Origin of the sequence: Herminiimonas sp. KBW02 (assembly GCF_003852535.1) — a bacterium.
Taxonomy (GTDB): domain Bacteria; phylum Pseudomonadota; class Gammaproteobacteria; order Burkholderiales; family Burkholderiaceae_D; genus Oxalicibacterium.
The window spans coordinates 1-13342 of sequence record NZ_QAJP01000005.1 but is presented as its reverse complement, the minus strand read 5'-3'; the positions used below and the strand labels follow the sequence as shown (position 1 = coordinate 13342).

At 50.3% G+C, this 13342-nt stretch carries 27 protein-coding genes and 1 pseudogene; all 28 read right to left on the bottom strand.

Annotated elements, in window-relative coordinates; genetic code table 11:
* Positions 1-93: 93 nt before the first annotated feature.
* A complete protein-coding gene (gene rpsD / locus DBR37_RS09435) occupies positions 94-717 on the bottom strand; it encodes a 30S ribosomal protein S4 (RefSeq protein WP_124574232.1) in 624 nt (207 codons plus the stop codon).
* Between the two features lie 181 nt (positions 718-898).
* On the bottom strand, positions 899-1303 hold the full coding sequence (gene rpsK, locus DBR37_RS09430) for a 30S ribosomal protein S11 (RefSeq protein ID WP_007875349.1): 405 nt from the start codon (positions 1301-1303) through the stop codon (positions 899-901).
* A 45-nt stretch (positions 1304-1348) separates the two neighbouring features.
* Positions 1349-1714 (bottom strand): 30S ribosomal protein S13, encoded by a 366-nt coding sequence (rpsM, locus tag DBR37_RS09425; protein ID WP_124574231.1) that lies wholly within the window; start codon positions 1712-1714, stop codon positions 1349-1351.
* Positions 1715-1742: 28 nt separating this feature from the next.
* The gene (gene rpmJ / locus DBR37_RS09420; RefSeq protein ID WP_012081231.1) at positions 1743-1856 is read right to left on the bottom strand and encodes a 50S ribosomal protein L36; all 114 of its coding nucleotides are present in this window, start codon (positions 1854-1856) and stop codon (positions 1743-1745) included.
* Positions 1857-1896: 40 nt separating this feature from the next.
* Positions 1897-2115, bottom strand: a complete 219-nt coding sequence (gene infA / locus DBR37_RS09415; RefSeq protein WP_005663428.1) for a translation initiation factor IF-1 — start codon at positions 2113-2115, stop codon at positions 1897-1899.
* A gap of 24 nt (positions 2116-2139) precedes the next feature.
* Positions 2140-3471 carry a preprotein translocase subunit SecY gene (gene secY / locus DBR37_RS09410; protein WP_124574230.1) on the bottom strand — a complete coding sequence of 444 codons (1332 nt, stop codon included), beginning with the start codon at positions 3469-3471 and terminating at the stop codon, positions 2140-2142.
* A 27-nt stretch (positions 3472-3498) separates the two neighbouring features.
* Positions 3499-3930 (bottom strand): 50S ribosomal protein L15, encoded by a 432-nt coding sequence (gene rplO / locus DBR37_RS09405; RefSeq protein ID WP_012081233.1) that lies wholly within the window; start codon positions 3928-3930, stop codon positions 3499-3501.
* 26 nt (positions 3931-3956) lie between these two features.
* On the bottom strand, positions 3957-4136 hold the full coding sequence (gene rpmD / locus DBR37_RS09400; RefSeq protein ID WP_011872511.1) for a 50S ribosomal protein L30: 180 nt from the start codon (positions 4134-4136) through the stop codon (positions 3957-3959).
* Between the two features lie 10 nt (positions 4137-4146).
* Positions 4147-4665 (bottom strand): 30S ribosomal protein S5, encoded by a 519-nt coding sequence (rpsE, locus tag DBR37_RS09395; RefSeq protein ID WP_012081234.1) that lies wholly within the window; start codon positions 4663-4665, stop codon positions 4147-4149.
* A gap of 12 nt (positions 4666-4677) precedes the next feature.
* Positions 4678-5040 carry a 50S ribosomal protein L18 gene (gene rplR, locus DBR37_RS09390; protein ID WP_012081235.1) on the bottom strand — a complete coding sequence of 121 codons (363 nt, stop codon included), beginning with the start codon at positions 5038-5040 and terminating at the stop codon, positions 4678-4680.
* Between the two features lie 9 nt (positions 5041-5049).
* Positions 5050-5583: a 50S ribosomal protein L6 gene (gene rplF, locus DBR37_RS09385; RefSeq protein ID WP_124574228.1), complete on the bottom strand. Its 534-nt coding sequence runs from the start codon at positions 5581-5583 to the stop codon at positions 5050-5052.
* 10 nt (positions 5584-5593) lie between these two features.
* Complete coding sequence (rpsH, locus tag DBR37_RS09380; protein ID WP_012081237.1) at positions 5594-5989, bottom strand: 30S ribosomal protein S8; 396 nt, start codon at positions 5987-5989, stop codon at positions 5594-5596.
* A 14-nt stretch (positions 5990-6003) separates the two neighbouring features.
* Positions 6004-6309: a 30S ribosomal protein S14 gene (gene rpsN, locus DBR37_RS09375; RefSeq protein ID WP_041296706.1), complete on the bottom strand. Its 306-nt coding sequence runs from the start codon at positions 6307-6309 to the stop codon at positions 6004-6006.
* 7 nt (positions 6310-6316) lie between these two features.
* On the bottom strand, positions 6317-6856 hold the full coding sequence (gene rplE / locus DBR37_RS09370; protein ID WP_124574227.1) for a 50S ribosomal protein L5: 540 nt from the start codon (positions 6854-6856) through the stop codon (positions 6317-6319).
* 6 nt (positions 6857-6862) lie between these two features.
* Positions 6863-7177 (bottom strand): 50S ribosomal protein L24, encoded by a 315-nt coding sequence (rplX, locus tag DBR37_RS09365; RefSeq protein ID WP_012081240.1) that lies wholly within the window; start codon positions 7175-7177, stop codon positions 6863-6865.
* Positions 7178-7186: 9 nt separating this feature from the next.
* On the bottom strand, positions 7187-7555 hold the full coding sequence (gene rplN, locus DBR37_RS09360; RefSeq protein WP_014004403.1) for a 50S ribosomal protein L14: 369 nt from the start codon (positions 7553-7555) through the stop codon (positions 7187-7189).
* Positions 7556-7784: 229 nt separating this feature from the next.
* Entirely contained in the window at positions 7785-8057 is a 273-nt protein-coding gene (gene rpsQ / locus DBR37_RS09355) for a 30S ribosomal protein S17 (protein ID WP_012081242.1), read from the bottom strand.
* Complete coding sequence (rpmC, locus tag DBR37_RS09350; protein ID WP_112990603.1) at positions 8057-8248, bottom strand: 50S ribosomal protein L29; 192 nt, start codon at positions 8246-8248, stop codon at positions 8057-8059. The genes rpsQ and rpmC overlap by 1 nt, the downstream gene beginning before the upstream one ends.
* Before the next feature lie 11 nt (positions 8249-8259).
* Positions 8260-8679 carry a 50S ribosomal protein L16 gene (gene rplP, locus DBR37_RS09345; RefSeq protein ID WP_011872522.1) on the bottom strand — a complete coding sequence of 140 codons (420 nt, stop codon included), beginning with the start codon at positions 8677-8679 and terminating at the stop codon, positions 8260-8262.
* Between the two features lie 2 nt (positions 8680-8681).
* Complete coding sequence (rpsC, locus tag DBR37_RS09340) at positions 8682-9527, bottom strand: 30S ribosomal protein S3 (protein ID WP_124574226.1); 846 nt, start codon at positions 9525-9527, stop codon at positions 8682-8684.
* Between the two features lie 9 nt (positions 9528-9536).
* Positions 9537-9869, bottom strand: coding sequence for a 50S ribosomal protein L22 (rplV, locus tag DBR37_RS09335; RefSeq protein ID WP_012081245.1), 333 nt, complete (start codon positions 9867-9869; stop codon positions 9537-9539).
* A 6-nt stretch (positions 9870-9875) separates the two neighbouring features.
* Positions 9876-10151, bottom strand: coding sequence for a 30S ribosomal protein S19 (gene rpsS / locus DBR37_RS09330; protein WP_124574225.1), 276 nt, complete (start codon positions 10149-10151; stop codon positions 9876-9878).
* Positions 10152-10160: 9 nt separating this feature from the next.
* Positions 10161-10988 carry a 50S ribosomal protein L2 gene (rplB, locus tag DBR37_RS09325; protein WP_124574224.1) on the bottom strand — a complete coding sequence of 276 codons (828 nt, stop codon included), beginning with the start codon at positions 10986-10988 and terminating at the stop codon, positions 10161-10163.
* Positions 10988-11305: a 50S ribosomal protein L23 gene (rplW, locus tag DBR37_RS09320; protein WP_124574223.1), complete on the bottom strand. Its 318-nt coding sequence runs from the start codon at positions 11303-11305 to the stop codon at positions 10988-10990. Before rplW ends, rplB begins: the two co-directional genes overlap by 1 nt.
* Entirely contained in the window at positions 11302-11922 is a 621-nt protein-coding gene (gene rplD, locus DBR37_RS09315) for a 50S ribosomal protein L4 (protein WP_124574222.1), read from the bottom strand. Before rplD ends, rplW begins: the two co-directional genes overlap by 4 nt.
* Before the next feature lie 3 nt (positions 11923-11925).
* Positions 11926-12600, bottom strand: coding sequence for a 50S ribosomal protein L3 (gene rplC / locus DBR37_RS09310; RefSeq protein WP_124574221.1), 675 nt, complete (start codon positions 12598-12600; stop codon positions 11926-11928).
* Positions 12601-12812: 212 nt separating this feature from the next.
* Complete coding sequence (rpsJ, locus tag DBR37_RS09305) at positions 12813-13145, bottom strand: 30S ribosomal protein S10 (protein WP_012081250.1); 333 nt, start codon at positions 13143-13145, stop codon at positions 12813-12815.
* An 89-nt stretch (positions 13146-13234) separates the two neighbouring features.
* Positions 13235-13342: pseudogene (locus DBR37_RS09300) on the bottom strand (elongation factor Tu); the annotation flags it as partial.

Sequence of the window (13342 nt, the reverse complement as noted above, 5' to 3'; positions counted from 1 at the left end):
GAAATGTCCTTTTCAATACCCTCGGCTCATTACACCGATAAGGCTGATGGCATTACGAGAAAAGCCCACCAGAAGGTGGGCCGGGATTCTTTATTAACGGGAATACAATTCGACGATCAGCGATTCGTTGACGTCGTTAGCGATTTCGCTGCGATCTGGAGCAGCCTTGTAGGTGCCTTCCATTTTCTTCGCATCAACCGAAACCCACGAAGGCATACCCGATTGTTCAGCCAGCGACAGGGCTTCAACGATACGCACTTGTTTTTTCGATTTTTCACGAACAGCGATGACGTCGCCTGGTTTAACCTGGTACGAAGCGATGTTGACAACGATACCGTTGACGGTGAACGCTTTGTGCGAAACCAATTGACGCGCTTCAGCACGGGTCGAACCGAAACCCATACGGTATGTCACGTTGTCCAGACGCGCCTCCAGCAACTTCAACAGTGTTTCACCGGTGTTGCCTTTACGACGATCTGCTTCTGCAAAGTAACGGCGGAATTGACGTTCCAGGATACCGTACATGCGTTTAACTTTTTGCTTCTCACGCAATTGATTGCCGTAGTCGGAGGTACGAGCACCGGAAGTGCGACCATGCTGACCAGGTTTCGAATCAAGTTTGCATTTCGAGTCCAGCGAACGACGTGCGCTTTTCAGGAAAAGGTCGGTACCTTCACGACGGGAGAGCTTAGCTTTAGGTCCAATATAACGTGCCACGAGAATTTCCTTTAAATATATGACGCTCCGAATGAATTTTTTGTTTATTAAAATTCATCACAAATTCATTGAGCGCTAGTCTGTGCGGCGTGCAACAGACGGTGGGCTTAAGAACAAAACCCGCCAAGGTCGTTGGCGGGCAATTTACGGTACAACAAACTACCGTTGATACAACAAATGCTTAGATACGACGACGCTTAGGTGGGCGGCAACCGTTATGTGGCACTGGTGTAACGTCTTGGATCTGGGTAATTTTGATGCCCAGATTGTTCAACGCACGCACAGCCGATTCACGGCCTGGGCCTGGGCCCTTGATGCGAACTTCCAGATTCTTGATGCCGCATTCGATCGCGACTTTACCTGCTGCTTCAGCTGCAACCTGCGCTGCAAACGGAGTCGATTTACGCGAACCCTTGAAGCCAGCACCGCCAGACGTTGCCCATGACAGCGCATTGCCTTGACGATCGGTAATCGTGATGATGGTGTTGTTGAACGACGCGTGTACGTGCGCGATGCCTTCAGCAACGTTCTTTTTAACTTTCTTACGCACACGTGCTGCTGCGGCGTTATTAGGTGCTTTTGCCATTATTCTTTCCTTGAATCCGACGTCTAATCGAACTGCTTACTTGAATTATTTCTTCAGCGATTGTGCTGCTTTACGCGGACCCTTGCGAGTACGTGCATTCGTACGGGTACGTTGACCACGGCAAGGCAGACCTTTGCGATGACGCATACCACGATAGCAACCCAAGTCCATCAGGCGCTTGATGTTCATCGAGAGTTCACGGCGCAGATCGCCTTCAACGATGAATTTTGCAATCTCATCGCGCAGCTTCTCGAGCTCGTTGTCGTCCAGATCTTTGACCTTTTTAGTGGTCGGAACACCAGCGGTTTCGCAAATTTTTTGCGAACGTGGGCGGCCAATACCATAAATAGCTGTCAAGCCGATTACGGTATGTTGGTGGTTGGGTACGTTTACCCCTGCGATACGTGCCATTCGTTATTCCTCAATCAATAACGTTAAATTAACCTTGGCGCTGCTTATGACGCGGTTCGATGCAAATTACTCGAACGACGCCCTTGCGCTTGATGATCTTACAGTTGCGGCAGATCCGCTTAACTGATGCGAGCACTTTCATTTTTGCCCTCTTTCTTACAGTTCTTGATTCGTTTTTAAAGTTACTTAGTACGGAACACAATACGTGCCCTACTTAAATCATAAGGTGTCAACTCTACCGTCACCTTGTCGCCAGGGAGAATGCGAATATAGTTCATACGCATTTTTCCTGAAATATGACCAAGCACTACGTGCCCATTTTCCAACTTAACTCGAAATGTTGCGTTCGGGAGATTTTCTAGAATCTCCCCCTGCATTTGGATTACGTCGTCTTTTGCCATTCGTTCGCCCGTTTTCCTTCGCGCTTAGCGCGTTGGAACCCCGCCCTTGAAATTCGCTTTGCGGAGCAACGATTCATATTGCTGCGACATCACGTAGTTTTGCACCTGTGCCATGAAGTCCATCGTTACAACCACAATAATCAGAAGTGATGTTCCACCGAAATAGAACGGCACCTTCCAGCGTGCGATCAAGAACTCAGGCAGCAAACACACCAGCGTAATGTAGACCGCGCCAGCTAATGTCAACCGAGTCAGAATCTTATCAATATACCGAGCGGTTTGGTCACCAGGACGTATGCCTGGAACGAACGCACCACTCTTCTTCAAATTATCGGCTGTCTCTTTGCTGTTGAATACCAAAGCGGTATAAAAGAAGCAGAAGAAAACAATCGCAGCAGCATACAGCAAAGCGTGTATCGGTTCGCCTGGCGCCATCGAGGCCGCCAGATCTTTCAGGAAACCGACGAACTTGCTTGTCGTTTCCCCTGATGTGAACCAGCTCGTAATCGTCGCCGGGAACAAAATGATCGACGAGGCGAAAATTGGAGGAATCACACCAGCCATATTCAGCTTCAGCGGCAAATGACTGCTTTGACCACCGTAAATCTTGTTACCCACTTGACGCTTGGCATAGTTCACCAAGATCTTGCGTTGGCCACGTTCAATGAACACAACCAGATACGTTACTGCAGCAACCACTACACAGATCAGAATCGCCGACAGCGCATTCATCGAACCGGTACGAACCAGCTCAAACAAACCTGCCACTGCACTAGGCAAACCTGCTGCGATACCTGCAAAGATGATGATAGAGATGCCGTTACCCAAACCACGTTCGGTAATCTGCTCACCCAACCACATCAAAAACATGGTGCCGGTTACCAGCGTAATGACTGTCGTGAGGCGGAAAGCCATGCCTGGATCAATGACCAGACCAATCTGCGATTCCAGCGCCACTGCGATGCCCAAGCCCTGGAAGGTCGCCAACAACAACGTGCCGTAGCGCGTATATTGGGTGATCTTACGACGGCCGGATTCGCCTTCTTTCTTTAACGCTTCCAACTGCGGAGACACTACCGACATTAACTGCATGATGATCGATGCAGAGATGTACGGCATGATACCGAGAGCGAAAATCGTAAAGCGGGACAAAGCGCCACCAGAGAACATGTTGAACATGCCCAGAATGCCGCCTTGATTCTGCTTAAACAACTGCGCTAACTGTTCCGGATCAATTCCTGGTACAGGAATGTGCGCACCAATACGAAATACTACCAATGCACCGAGCAAGAACCAGAGGCGACCCCATGGAAATCCACTTGTCGCACCCTTAGCAAGCTGAGGAGTAGTCGCCAATGTTTACTCCGTTATCAGACTACAAACTTACGCAACCGAACCGCCAGCTGCTTCGATAGCTGCTTTAGCACCTTTAGTTGCGATCAGGCCCTTTACGGTCACTTTTTTAGTGATCGAACCGGACAGGATAACGCGAACTACACGTGCGAGCTCACCGATTACACCAGCTTGTTTCAATGCCAGAATATCGATTTCCGTTACTGGCAATGCTTCCAGGTCGGACAAGCGAACTTCCGCTTTGTATGGCGTTGCCAGCGATTTGAAACCACGCTTAGGCAAACGACGTTGCAAAGGCATTTGACCGCCTTCGAAACCGACTTTATGGAAACCGCCTGAACGGGATTTTTGACCTTTGTGACCACGGCCCGATGTCTTACCCAGACCGGAACCGATACCACGGCCGACGCGGCGTTTGTAATGCTTGGCGCCGTCAGCTGGTTGAATGCTATTCAATTCCATGATTTTCTCCGTGTGCAAGCCGAAGCTTACGACACTACTTTCACGAGATACGATACTTTGTTAATCATGCCGCGAACTGCCGGTGTGTCTTCCAACTCGGATACCGAGTTGATACCGCGCAAGCCCAGGCCGCGAACGGTAGCGCGATGTGTTTCGCGGGTACCGATCAAACCTTTGACCAATTTAACTTTAACTGTGTTTGCCATTGCGCTCACCTTAGCCCAGGATTTCTTCAACAGATTTGCCGCGCTTAGCTGCAATTTCCGAAGCGGTGTTCATTTTTGCCAGGCCGTCCAGAGTTGCACGAACCATGTTGTAAGGGTTGGTCGAACCGGTGGATTTCGCCACAACGTTCGTTACGCCCATTACTTCAAAAATTGCGCGCATAGGACCACCAGCGATCACACCAGTACCGTCTTTAGCTGGCAGCATCAAGACTGACGACGCACCGTGCTTGCCGGTTACTGTGTGTTGCAGAGTACCGTTTTTCAACGTTACCTTGATCATTTTGCGGCGCGCTTCTTCCATTGCTTTTTGCACTGCGACCGGCACTTCTTTCGATTTGCCTTTGCCCATGCCGATGCGGCCATCGCCATCACCGACTACAGCCAATGCTGCGAAACCCATGATACGACCACCCTTGACCACTTTGGTCACACGGTTGACCGCGATCATTTTTTCGCGCATGCCATCATCCGGCTTATCGCTTTGCATTTTGGATTGCATTTTTGCCATGACGATTCTTCCTTAGAACTTCAGACCAGCTTCACGCGCAGCTTCAGCAACTGCTTTGACGCGGCCGTGATAACGGAAACCGGAGCGATCGAACGCAACTTCGGCGATTCCTGCTTTCAGTGCTTTTTCTGCAACGCGCTTGCCTACCAGTGCAGCAGCGGCAACGTTACCGCCTTTGCCGGACTGACCAGCCAACTCTTGGCGAACTTCAGCTTCGAGTGTCGAGGCAGATGCCAATACTGTGGCATCTGGTCCGATGATGCTGGCGTAGATGTGCAAGTTGGTGCGATGCACTGCCAGGCGATTCACCTTTAACTCAGCAATCTTGGCTCGAGTTTGGCGTCCGCGGCGCAGACGTGATTGTTTCTTATCCATCGTCAACCCTTACTTCTTCTTGGTTTCTTTAATCACAACCACTTCGTCCGAATAACGAACGCCCTTGCCTTTATAAGGCTCAGGTTCGCGGTACGCACGAACTTCAGCAGCAACCTGACCAACTTTTTGTCGATCAATCCCTTTAATCAGGATCTCAGTTTGGGTCGGCGTTTCGACTTTGACGCCTTGCGGCATCTGGTGCACGACTGGATGCGAGAAACCCAACGAAAGATTCAGCTTGTCACCTTGTGCCGCAGCACGGTAACCAACGCCAACGAGCGTCAATTTCTTTTCAAAGCCTTTAGTTACGCCAGTGACCATGTTATTGACCAATGCGCGCAACGTACCCGACATCGCATTTGCTTCGCGGCTGTCGTTAGCGGCTTTAAAATTCAGCGTACCGTTGTTGTTTTCAATGTTCACCAGGCCATTCAAGGACTGGGACAGGCTGCCCAACGGGCCTTTAACTGTGATTTGCGCTGCGCTGATGGTCGCTTCCGCGCCACTTGGCAGTGCAATCGGCATTTTACCTACACGAGACATCTTGCACTCCTTAGGCGACGTAGCAAATAACTTCGCCACCGACACCGGTTGCGCGCGCTTTGCGGTCAGTCATAACGCCTTTTGGTGTCGACACAATAGCCACACCCAAACCGTTCATGACGTTTGGAATATCGTCCTTGCCCTTGTAAATGCGCAATCCTGGACGGGATACGCGCTCCAAGCGCTCGATGACTGGACGACCTGCATAATATTTCAAACCGATTTTCAGCTCTGCTTTACCAGCAGCTTCTGTTACGGCGAAGTCTTCAATGTAACCCTCGTCCTTGAGGACGTTTGCAATTGCGATTTTGACTTTCGACGACGGCATTGCTACCGAAGTTTTTTGTACTACTTGCGCATTGCGGATACGGGTCAGCATATCGGCGATAGGATCGCTCATACTCATTGCTTATTCTCCTATTACCAGCTGGCTTTAGTCATACCCGGGATTTCACCACGCATGGCGATTTCACGGAGCTTAATACGGCCCAAACCGAACTTACGGAAAGTGCCACGGGGGCGACCAGTCAAAGTGCAACGGTTACGTTGACGAGTAGGAGCCGAGTTACGTGGCAACGCCTGCAATTTCAGGCGCGCTTCGTAGCGCTCTTCTTCCGACTTCGATTGGTCATCAATGATCGCCTTCAACTCAGCGCGTTTGCCGGCATATTTCTTTACCAGGTCTGCACGCTTTTGTTCACGGTTAATCAGTGCCAGTTTTGCCATGGCAACCTCAGTTTCTGAACGGAAATTTAAATGCGGCGAGAAGCGCTTTTGCTTCATCGTCGGTCTTTGCAGTTGTCGTGATACTGATATTCATACCACGCAATGCATCAATCTTGTCGTACTCAATTTCGGGGAAAATGATCTGCTCTTTCACACCGATATTGTAGTTGCCGCGCCCATCGAACGCCTTGCCGGACACACCACGGAAATCGCGCACACGTGGCAACGCAACTGTGATGAAACGATCAAGGAACTCATACATCTGAGCGCCACGCAAAGTCACCATACAACCGATAGGATAACCTTCGCGAATTTTGAAACCCGCAATCGCTTTACGCGCTTTGGTAACTACTGGCTTTTGGCCAGCAATCTTGGTCAAATCGCCAACTGCGTGTTCGATGATTTTCTTGTCCGCAACCGCTTCCGACAAACCCATATTCAGGGTGATCTTCAGGATGCGCGGAACTTCCATTGCCGATTTGTACGCAAATTTTGCGGTCAGATCGCCAACGACTTTTTCTTTATAGAATTCTTGGAGACGGGCCATGATCTCTTAAACCTTCACTGCTTCGCCGCTTGACTTGTAAACGCGGACTTTTTTACCGTCCACATCTTTAAAGCCAGCGCGATCTGCCTTGCCGGTTGCAGCATTGAACAATGCAACATTCGACACATGAATTGGCATCAACTTATCGACGATGCCGCCAGTTGCGCCTGTCATTGGGTTAGGCTTGGTCGCTTTTTTAGCAACGTTGACACCCTCGACAACCACGTAGTTAGCATCAACACGGCGTTGCACAACGCCACGTTTGCCTTTGTCTTTGCCAGTCAGCACAATGACTTCGTCGCTTTTACGAATCTTATCCATCACGACTCCTTACAGAACTTCAGGCGCAAGAGAAACGATTTTCATGAAGCGCTCAGTGCGCAATTCACGTGTAACCGGTCCAAAAATACGCGTGCCAATTGGCTCCAGCTTTGCGTTCAGCAAAACTGCTGCATTGCCGTCGAACTTGACCAGGGAACCGTCTTGACGACGAACACCTTTGGCAGTACGCACAACAACTGCGTTATAAATTTCGCCTTTTTTCACACGACCACGTGGTGCTGCGACTTTGACGGTGACTTTAATCACATCGCCAATGCTAGCGTAACGGCGTTTTGAACCGCCCAGCACCTTGATGCACATTACTTCGCGGGCACCAGTGTTGTCGGCTACTTCGAGCCGGCTTTCAGTTTGAATCATAGTATTTTCTTTCCCAACTTAACCCGCTCACTGCGCACAATGCACACTCGCGGTCAGTCTTGGTCCCGGCAGCCCGCCGAAAGCAGACTGATGAGGTGGACGATTTCCAAAACTTCGATTAGCACAACAAACTTCTTGGTACTAAAGCTTTTTACTGCTTTGCAACTATCACATTGCAATAACGAAGCCCGCCATTATTACACCTAAATGGCGGGCCCGCAACAACTAATTAAACTATTTGTGCAGCTTGTACAACACGTGTAACGGTCCAAGCTTTAGTTTTGGAGATAGGGCGACCTTCTTGAATTTCGACCGTATCACCAGCTTTTGCCTGGTTACCTTCATTATGCGCATGGTACTTGCTCGAGCGCATGATGATTTTGCCGTACAACGGATGCTTGACGTGACGCTCGATCAGCACGGTTACGGTCTTGTCCATCTTGTCAGACACGACTTTGCCAATCAACGTACGCTTGAGCGCTTGTTTTACTTGATCGTTCATTATTTGGCGTCCTTCTGATTCAAGACCGTTTTTACACGTGCTATATCGCGACGTACTTTTTTCAGTTGCGAAGTGTTGTTCAACTGTTGTGTTGCAATCTGCATACGCAGACCGAACTGCGCTTTCAGCAGATCGTTCAGTTCTTTGGTCAAAGCCGCTTGGTCTTTGCCTTGGAGTTCAGATGCTTTCATGTTCGCCCCTATTATTGGCCGACTTGACGAACGACAAACGTGGTCAACAGCGGCAGCTTAGCTGCAGCCAACCGGAACGCTTCGCGTGCCAGTGCCTCGTCCACACCATCCATCTCGTACAACATTTTGCCCGGCTGAATTTCAGCCACGTAGTATTCCGGATTACCTTTACCGTTACCCATACGGACTTCAGCAGGTTTGTTCGAAATCGGCTTGTCCGGGAAAATACGGATCCAGATACGGCCACCACGTTTGATGTGACGCGTCATTGCACGACGAGCCGCTTCAATTTGGCGAGCAGTAATACGACCACGACCGATTGCTTTCAGACCGAATTCACCAAACGACACGGCTGTGCCGCGCGAATGAGAAATACCGGTATTACGGCCTTTTTGCTCTTTACGATACTTTCTGCGTGCTGGTTGCAGCATGATTATTCTCCTGCTTTCTCAGCCGACACAGCAGCGTCGCCATCCGGCTTTTTAGCGCGAACACGCTTAGCGGCCGGTGCGCCACCTGGTGCAGCTGCACCTGGTTGACCTTCTGGACGCGGAGCACGTGGACGACCGCTTGGTTTACCATCGTCACGGCGTGGGCCACGACGTTTTTTGTCATCATCGGATGCAACATCGATTACCGGCGCTTCACCATTGGCGAGGCGGTCACCTTTGTAAACCCAGACTTTGATACCAATAATGCCGTAGGTTGTTTCAGCTTCGCCGAAACCGTAGTCGATATCTGCACGCAGTGTGTGGAGTGGCACGCGACCTTCGCGATACCATTCTTTACGTGCGATTTCGATACCGTTCAAACGACCGGACGACATGATCTTGATACCCTGTGCACCGAGGCGCATTGCATTTTGCATTGCACGCTTCATTGCACGACGGAACATGATGCGTTTTTCCAATTGCTGAGCAATCGAATCAGCGATCAGTTGTGCGTCGGTTTCTGGCTTACGAATTTCTTCGATATTGACATGAACCGGCACACCCATCATTTTGGTCAGTGCGGATTTCAACACTTCAATGTCTTCACCTTTTTTACCGATCACGACACCTGGGCGCGAGCTGTAAATTGTGATGCGAGCATTTTTAGCTGGACGCTCAATAACGACGCGGCCAACTGAAGCGTTTTTCAGTTTGGTTTTCAGGTATGCACGAACTTTGAGATCTTCGTTGAGCATGGTGGCGAAATTGCTATTGCCAGCATACCAACGCGATGCCCAGTTACGCGAAACCGCAAGGCGGAAACCGGTTGGATGTATCTTCTGTCCCATCGTGACTCCTTAATTACCGACAGTCACGTAAATGTGACAGGATTGTTTAGAGATACGATCACCACGGCCTTTTGCACGCGCTGTGAAGCGCTTCAAGACCGAACCTTTTTCAACATAAATTGTTGTAACTTTCAATTCGTCGATATCAGCACCATCGTTGTGCTCGGCGTTCGCAATTGCGGACTCGAGTACACGTTTGATGATTGCAGCACCTTTTTTAGGGCTGAATTGCAAGATATTGAGCGCTTGATCCACTTTTTTGCCGCGGATCTGGTCTGCCACAAGGCGGCCCTTTTGAGCCGACAGGCGCACACCACGGAGGGTAGCTTTAGTTTCCATCATCGGACCTTATTTCTTAGCCTTCTTATCAGCAGCATGACCTTTGAACGTGCGGGTCAGCGCGAATTCGCCGAGCTTGTGACCAACCATGTTCTCGGATACGTAAACCGGTACGTGTTGCTTACCGTTATGCACCGCGATCGTCAAGCCGATGAAGTCAGGCATGATGGTCGAACGGCGCGACCAGGTTTTGATTGGCTTTTTGTCTTTGTTCGCTTGCGCGGCTTCAACTTTTTTCACCAAGTGGGCGTCACAGAACGGCCCTTTTTTTAATGAACGTGTCATGTCTTATCCTTATTTCTTGCCGCGACGCGAGACGATCATAGAAGTAGTACGCTTGTTGCTGCGTGTCTTCTTGCCTTTTGTCTGCTGGCCCCATGGCGATACTGGGTGACGACCTGCAGCCGTTTTACCTTCACCACCACCGTGTGGGTGATCAACCGGGTTCATGACCACACCGCGAACGGTAGGACGAACACCACGCCAGCGCATCGCACCTGCTTTACCGATTTTGCGCAGGCTATGCTCAGCATTGCCAACTTCGCCAACGGTTGCACGGCATTCGATATGCACACGGCGAACTTCACCGGAACGCAAACGAACTTGAGCGTATGTACCTTCACGTGCCATCAACACGACGCCAGCACCAGCTGTACGCGCCATTTGCGCGCCTTTGCCTGGCAACATTTCGACGCAGTGCATTACGGTACCGACAGGAATGTTGCGGATAGGGAGGCAGTTACCCGATTTGATCGGCGCTTCCGAACCGTTCATCAATTGATCGCCGACAGCCATACCTTTGGTTGCGATGATGTATTGACGTTCGCCATCTGCATACAACACCAAAGCGATGTGAGCCGTGCGGTTTGGATCGTATTCGATACGTTCCACTTTCGCCGGGATACCATCTTTAGTGCGTTTGAAGTCGATAACGCGATAGTGCTGCTTATGACCACCGCCGATGTGGCGAGTAGTGATGTGACCGTTGTTATTACGGCCGGCAGTTTTCGATTTCTTTTCGAGCAGGCCTGCGAATGGACGGCCTTTGTACAGGTCGGCATTAACGACCTTGACCATGCCACGACGACCAGGCGAGGTCGGCTTGACTTTAACGAGTGCCATTATTTAGCCTCCTCGGTGAAGTTGATTTCTTGACCTGGCTTCAGGCATACAAACGCACGACGTGTGTGATTGCGACGACCATTGAAGCGGCCCGAACGTTTTTGTTTACCTTCACGGTTAGCAACCTGAACAGATTCAACCTGAACCTTGAACAGCAGCTCAACCGCAGCCTTGATTTCTGGCTTGGTAGCATCTGGCATCACCAGGAAAACAACTTGTTCGTTCTTTTCAGCAACGAAAGTAGCTTTCTCGGAAATGACTGGCGCCAACAACACTTTCATCAGGCGTTCTTCGCTATATTTCTGAACCGCGCTCATGCCAGCATCTCCTCAATCTTGGCCAATGCCGGCTTCGTGATCAGGATCTTCTTGTAGAAGACCAGCGAAACTGGATCAGCATGACGTGGCTCGCAAATCAGCACGTTAGGCAGATTGCGCGATGCCAACAACAGGTTTTCATCCAGGCTGTCAGTGATGACGAGCACGGAATCCAGACCCATACCTTTCAATTTTTGCGACAAGAGCTTGGTCTTAGGCGCATCAACTGACAGGCTTTCGATGACGGAGAGACGACCTTCGCGAGCCAACTGGGAGAGAATCGAGCAAACACCTGCGCGATACATCTTTTTGTTAACTTTGTGCGAGAAGTTTTCGTCAGGCGAGTTCGGGAAAATACGACCACCGCCGCGCCACAAAGGCGAAGACGACATACCAGCACGAGCACGGCCCGTACCTTTTTGACGCCATGGCTTTTTGGTCGTGTGATGCACTTCTTCACGATCTTTTTGCTTGCGATTACCGCTACGTGCGTTTGCTTGATAAGCAACGACGACTTGGTGAATCAGCGCTTCGTTGTAGTCGCGACCGAAAATAGTATCCGGAGCAGCAACGTTCGAAGCAGCTTGACCTTGGTCATTCAGGAGCTTGAGTTCCATGGATTAAGCCCCCTTCTTTGCTTTGACTTTAACAGCCGGCGACACAATCACCTGACCGTTTTTTGCGCCAGGAACAGCACCTTTAACCAACAACAGTTGGCGATCAGCGTCGATACGAGCGATCTCGAGGTTTTGTGTGGTGCGAGTAACGTCACCCAGGTGACCGGTCATGCGCTTACCAGGGAAAACACGACCTGGATCTTGCGCCATACCGATGGAGCCTGGAACATTATGCGAACGGGAGTTACCGTGGGATGCACGACCGGAGCTGAAGTTGTAACGCTTGATGGTACCTGCGTAACCCTTACCGATAGTGACACCTTGCACGTCTACTTTTTGACCGACTTCGAACAGGCTGGCAGCGATAACATCGCCAACTTTCAGTTCGGAAGCAGCAGTAGCGGCAACGCGGAATTCTTTGAGCAGTGTGCCAGCTTCAACGCCAGCTTTAGCATAGTGACCTGCTGCAGCTTTGTTGACACGGGAAGCACGACGGCTGCCGAAGGCGACCTGAACAGCCGAATAACCATCGACTTCAGATGTTTTGATTTGCGTCACACGATTGTTTGACACGTCGAGCACGGTGACAGGAATCGAATCCCCGTCATCCGTGAAGATGCGCATCATACCAACCTTGCGACCAAGCAGGCCTTGGCCTTTATCTTGGTTTTGGTTCATTTTTTCTCCATTCCCACCTACGATTGGGCGGGGCTGATGTATTTAAACTACGAGTACCACAAGGACTCCAAAGAGGAATCCATAGCGAAGCCCGAGATTGTAACCGGTAAACAAGGCTTCCACAACACATAAATGTGTGAATTGTTGTTCCCAGCCCGCACAAACAGAGGTTTTGGCTCAATTACCCGAACCACCCCCTGTCAGATGCAAAATTATTGCAACTTGATTTCTACATCAACGCCAGCTGGCAAATCCAGTTTCATCAATGCATCAACTGTTTTGTCGGTTGGGTCAACGATGTCCATCAGACGAACGTGCGTACGGATTTCGAATTGGTCGCGCGAAGTCTTGTTGACGTGCGGCGAACGCAGAACGTCAAAACGCTGAATGCGTGTTGGCAGTGGTACTGGACCCTTAACAACTGCGCCGGTACGTTTTGCTGTATCAACGATTTCGAGTGCCGATTGATCGATCAGACGGTAGTCGAATGCTTTCAGACGAATACGGATCTTTTGGTTTGGAGCTGATTTCGGTGCTGTTGACATTTTGATTCCTTAAAAGAGCGAGCCGCGAGCGGGTTAGCACTCGCGGCGATATTTAAATGACGGGGTTGCCCGTCATTTAATCGGGTTTATTACTCAATAATTTTAGCGACAACACCTGCGCCAACGGTACGGCCACCTTCGCGAATCGCGAAACGCAGACCTTCTTCCATCGCGATCGGGTTGATCAGCATGACTGT

Excerpts from the sequence above, each read along its gene's own strand:
- rpsK (WP_007875349.1), bottom strand. The coding sequence starts at position 1,303 with ATGGCAAAAGCACCTAATAACGCCGCAGCAGCACGTGTGCGTAAGAAA.
- rpsM (WP_124574231.1), bottom strand. The coding sequence starts at position 1,714 with ATGGCACGTATCGCAGGGGTAAACGTACCCAACCACCAACATACCGTA.
- rpmJ (WP_012081231.1), bottom strand. The coding sequence starts at position 1,856 with ATGAAAGTGCTCGCATCAGTTAAGCGGATCTGCCGCAACTGTAAGATC.
- infA (WP_005663428.1), bottom strand. The coding sequence starts at position 2,115 with ATGGCAAAAGACGACGTAATCCAAATGCAGGGGGAGATTCTAGAAAAT.
- rplO (WP_012081233.1), bottom strand. The coding sequence starts at position 3,930 with ATGGAATTGAATAGCATTCAACCAGCTGACGGCGCCAAGCATTACAAA.
- rpmD (WP_011872511.1), bottom strand. The coding sequence starts at position 4,136 with ATGGCAAACACAGTTAAAGTTAAATTGGTCAAAGGTTTGATCGGTACC.
- rpsE (WP_012081234.1), bottom strand. The coding sequence starts at position 4,665 with ATGGCAAAAATGCAATCCAAAATGCAAAGCGATAAGCCGGATGATGGC.
- rplR (WP_012081235.1), bottom strand. The coding sequence starts at position 5,040 with ATGGATAAGAAACAATCACGTCTGCGCCGCGGACGCCAAACTCGAGCC.
- rplF (WP_124574228.1), bottom strand. The coding sequence starts at position 5,583 with ATGTCTCGTGTAGGTAAAATGCCGATTGCACTGCCAAGTGGCGCGGAA.
- rpsH (WP_012081237.1), bottom strand. The coding sequence starts at position 5,989 with ATGAGTATGAGCGATCCTATCGCCGATATGCTGACCCGTATCCGCAAT.
- rpsN (WP_041296706.1), bottom strand. The coding sequence starts at position 6,309 with ATGGCAAAACTGGCACTGATTAACCGTGAACAAAAGCGTGCAGACCTG.
- rplE (WP_124574227.1), bottom strand. The coding sequence starts at position 6,856 with ATGGCCCGTCTCCAAGAATTCTATAAAGAAAAAGTCGTTGGCGATCTG.
- rplX (WP_012081240.1), bottom strand. The coding sequence starts at position 7,177 with ATGGATAAGATTCGTAAAAGCGACGAAGTCATTGTGCTGACTGGCAAA.
- rplN (WP_014004403.1), bottom strand. The coding sequence starts at position 7,555 with ATGATTCAAACTGAAAGCCGGCTCGAAGTAGCCGACAACACTGGTGCC.
- rpsQ (WP_012081242.1), bottom strand. The coding sequence starts at position 8,057 with ATGAACGATCAAGTAAAACAAGCGCTCAAGCGTACGTTGATTGGCAAA.
- rpmC (WP_112990603.1), bottom strand. The coding sequence starts at position 8,248 with ATGAAAGCATCTGAACTCCAAGGCAAAGACCAAGCGGCTTTGACCAAA.
- rplP (WP_011872522.1), bottom strand. The coding sequence starts at position 8,679 with ATGCTGCAACCAGCACGCAGAAAGTATCGTAAAGAGCAAAAAGGCCGT.
- rpsC (WP_124574226.1), bottom strand. The coding sequence starts at position 9,527 with ATGGGACAGAAGATACATCCAACCGGTTTCCGCCTTGCGGTTTCGCGT.
- rplV (WP_012081245.1), bottom strand. The coding sequence starts at position 9,869 with ATGATGGAAACTAAAGCTACCCTCCGTGGTGTGCGCCTGTCGGCTCAA.
- rpsS (WP_124574225.1), bottom strand. The coding sequence starts at position 10,151 with ATGACACGTTCATTAAAAAAAGGGCCGTTCTGTGACGCCCACTTGGTG.
- rplB (WP_124574224.1), bottom strand. The coding sequence starts at position 10,988 with ATGGCACTCGTTAAAGTCAAGCCGACCTCGCCTGGTCGTCGTGGCATG.
- rplW (WP_124574223.1), bottom strand. The coding sequence starts at position 11,305 with ATGAGCGCGGTTCAGAAATATAGCGAAGAACGCCTGATGAAAGTGTTG.
- rplD (WP_124574222.1), bottom strand. The coding sequence starts at position 11,922 with ATGGAACTCAAGCTCCTGAATGACCAAGGTCAAGCTGCTTCGAACGTT.
- rplC (WP_124574221.1), bottom strand. The coding sequence starts at position 12,600 with ATGAACCAAAACCAAGATAAAGGCCAAGGCCTGCTTGGTCGCAAGGTT.
- rpsJ (WP_012081250.1), bottom strand. The coding sequence starts at position 13,145 with ATGTCAACAGCACCGAAATCAGCTCCAAACCAAAAGATCCGTATTCGT.